Below are 3240 nucleotides of genomic sequence, written 5' to 3'. Positions count from 1 at the left end.
TGGTCGGCCCTCCGTGACCCCCAACGCGGGAAGGGAGATGGTGGCGTCCTCAGTCATCACGTCGGTGAGCCGTCGCATCGTCCGCGTCCATGCTGTTGTAGGCGCCGATGACTCCTGGGCGATTGCCCGATTCCATTGCTCTGACTGCGCTTATCGAAATTCCCCAGGTGTGCTTATCGGAATTCCCCACCTGTGAGCAGCGGTCAGTGTATCGGTTGGCGGGTGCCGGTGGTGGCTCGGCGGAGGCTATCGGCTGCGGCGTGGTGATCGCGTAGCCGGTAGGACTCGCCGTCGAGATTGATGACCACCGAGCGGTGCAATAGCCGGTCGAGCATGGCTGCGGCGACGGTGGTGTCACCGAGGATGTCGCCCCAGGCGCCGACGCCACGGTTGGTCGTGATCACGATCGAGGTTTTCAAATACCGTTGGGAAACAACCTGAAACAGCGCCGAGGCCGCTTCAGCCGGCAACGGCAGATAGCCGAGTTCATCGATCACCAGGAGAGTCGGTCCGGCGAAGAAGCGCATGGTGGTGGCCCAGCGTCCCTCGATGGCAGCGCGGTGGCAGCGGGCGGCCAGATCGGCTGCGGTGGTGAAGTAGGTGCGGTATCCGGCATGCGCTGCAGCCCTTGCCAATCCGACCGACAAGTGTGTCTTGCCCGTGCCCGGCGGGCCGATCAACAAAATGTTGGTCGCCGAGTCCAGGTAGTGGCAGGTGCCCAATTCATCGATTAACGGGCGGTCGATGCCGCCGGCGGCATCGACGTCAAAGTCGGCCAGGGTAGCCGGGGTGGGCAGACACGCGAACCGCAACCGGCCAGCCAGTCGTCGGGCGGTGCTGGCGTCCACTTCGGCGGCCAGCAGCCGCTCCATCGCGACGGTCAGCGACAGGCCTTCGGCGGTGGCCTGATCCAAGACGCCGGGAAGCGCCTCAGCGGCGGCGTGCAGTTTGAGCTCGGCCAGGTGTGAGCGCAACTGCTGATACCGGCTGGCCGCAGCCGACGGTGAGTCGTTGCCGACGGCCAGGGTGCCGGTGGTCTTCGGGGTGCGTGCGGTGGGGGTCATTGGATGGTCCTGTTCTGGGCGGCGCGCTCGTAAGCGGAGAGGTCGATTACAGTGGAATCGGTTGATGGCGTGCAGGATTGGTCTGAGGGCGTGGCCTCGGCGTGTAGTCGGAGCAGTTGTGCGGCAGCGGCTTTCGCCTCGGGCCCGGGCGGTATCCGTTCCTTGCGGCGGTGCGGTCTGCCGGTGGTGGCGGCGGCCATCGCCGCGGTATCCAGGGCGATGACGTGGCCGCTGTCGCGGATCATCACCCCCAGGCCGTCGGCGGCCAGGCGGTGCCGGGCGATGACGATGCCGCTTGTGGTGGCGATGTCGAGGAACTCAGCCGCCACGGGGTGGCTCACCTTGACCTGGGCACCGGCCAGTTCCGGTGGCACCGAGTAGCGGTTGCCGCGGTAGGACACCAGGGCTTGACGCGAGGCGGTCCGCGCCTCGGTCACGATCACCGGATACGGGACTGCCGGCAGCACCGCCAACGGCTCGCTCTTGGCGACGCTGGCCACCGAGGACCGCCCGTCAGCGGTGGCGCGGAGCCTCATATCGCCCCGTACCCGGGCGAAACGATCCACATCGGCTTGCGCTTGCTCGGCGGTCATCTCATCGGCCAGGGTGCGCCACCAGCGTTGCGCGGCAGTGTGATTGATCTTCTCCACCACACCCTTGCGGTTACCTCGCCGCGGCGGGCAAATCGCCACCGACACGCCGTAGTGTTTGGCCACCCCGGCGAAGGAGGCCGTGACCCGCCCCGAGCCCGGATCACAGACCGTGGCCATCCGGTCGAACCGCCAGCAACGAGTCACCCCGCCGTGACCGCGGACCACCCGATCAAGGGCGGCCACCAGATGCGGCTGATCCTCCGACGGCGACAACGCCGCCCGCCACTTCCCAGAACAGGCCAGCGTCCCGACCAGCAGGTGCGCGGTCTTGCCCCACCCCCAGAATTCGGGCGGGTTCGGCAATTCCAACCAGTCCCATTGAGTTTCATCTCCTGGCGGATGCTCGATGACCGCGTTGGGACGCTCGGTGGCCGTCCGGCAGGCCTCGCATGTCGGCCGCAGATTCCGCGCCCGGATGTTGCGAGTCAGGCTCTGATACGACAGCCCGAACCCCAGGCCCTCCAGTTCATCGAGCAGGGTCCGGGCCCACAAGTGCGGGTCCTCGATCAGCCGCGCGGTGACGTAGTCGACGAACGGGCCGAACGGGTCCGGCGAGGGCCGTGCCCGGACACCCGGCGTGGCATCACCGGCCAGGTACTTGCGGACCGTCTTGCGGTCATGGCCGGTGTGGCGGGCGATCGCTGAGATAGACCAACCACGTTTGCGTAGGGCATGTACTTCCAAGTCGTCCTCCCATGTGAGCATGAGAAAGCGGGCCTCCTTCGAGAGAGCTACTGGCGTCAGACACCAGCAGCATCGAGGGAGGCCCGCCCTTCTCGGCGGAGCCACACGGGTGGGGAATTTCGATGAGCGTCAGTGGGGAATTTCAGCGAGCGCGGTCAGCTGGCGTCATCGCTCTCAAGCGGGTTGACCAACTCGGCTTTTACAACCTCGGCCACCGTGAACTTGCGAAGAAGGTCGGGCTTACGACCAACAAGACGACGGCCGCCATCCAGATACTCGGGATCAAGGACGATCCAGACTGCTACAAGCAAGTCGCGATCGGTAAGGTCAAGTACCAGCGCTATTCGCAGAACGCGATCGAGCGAATCAAAGACCTCCTGACTGAGAAGACGCCCGAAGAGATTTGGGACGAGTACCTGGCTCTTCGAGCGTCGGCGTCAGGGTAGCCCGCGACTGTTACTCGCGGCTTGTTGGGTCTGCGGCACGGATAGGTGACATCTTGTCAGGTCAAATCTGTCACCTGGTCATGCAGCAGACCCGTTCGTCACGTCGACACCACGCGTGCCACCCGCGAAAAAACTTCGTGAGAACTTTCTGTCCACAGCCGGGGGACGGCGTTCGCGCAGGTGACCGGCTCGCGGCGCGGAACCGACCCCCGGGTGTCCCCGGCCGTCTCCACATGTCGACACGCCTCCGTCCACCGACTTGTCCACATGTTGTGCAGATCGAGGTGTTGGACGCCGCCGCTCCTGCTTCCTAACGTCCCTCCCAGCTGCCGCCGGGTGCGAACTGTCAGTGCCCGGCGGTAGCAATCACCCGAACACGCGTTCGGTACGGCG

The 3240-nt window shown here is 65.7% G+C and carries 3 protein-coding genes; 1 reads left to right on the top strand and 2 read right to left on the bottom strand.

Going from position 1 to position 3240, the window contains the following annotated elements; translation table 11 throughout:
• Nucleotides 1-203: 203 nt before the first annotated feature.
• Complete coding sequence (istB, locus tag Q0W90_RS23905) at nucleotides 204-1064, bottom strand: IS21-like element helper ATPase IstB (RefSeq protein ID WP_297777091.1); 861 nt, start codon at nucleotides 1062-1064, stop codon at nucleotides 204-206.
• Complete coding sequence (locus Q0W90_RS23900) at nucleotides 1061-2422, bottom strand: IS21 family transposase (RefSeq protein ID WP_297777088.1); 1362 nt, start codon at nucleotides 2420-2422, stop codon at nucleotides 1061-1063. The genes istB and Q0W90_RS23900 overlap by 4 nt, the downstream gene beginning before the upstream one ends.
• Before the next feature lie 101 nt (nucleotides 2423-2523).
• On the opposite strand from Q0W90_RS23900, the gene Q0W90_RS23895 reads away from it, so the two are divergent.
• Nucleotides 2524-2847 (top strand): hypothetical protein, encoded by a 324-nt coding sequence (locus Q0W90_RS23895; RefSeq protein WP_297777085.1) that lies wholly within the window; start codon nucleotides 2524-2526, stop codon nucleotides 2845-2847.
• Nucleotides 2848-3240: the final 393 nt, after the last annotated feature.

It is taken from the genome of Mycobacterium sp., from assembly GCF_025933915.1.
In the GTDB taxonomy this organism is placed as follows: Bacteria; Actinomycetota; Actinomycetes; order Mycobacteriales; family Mycobacteriaceae; genus Mycobacterium.
This window is presented reverse-complemented; position numbering and strand designations above follow the sequence as displayed.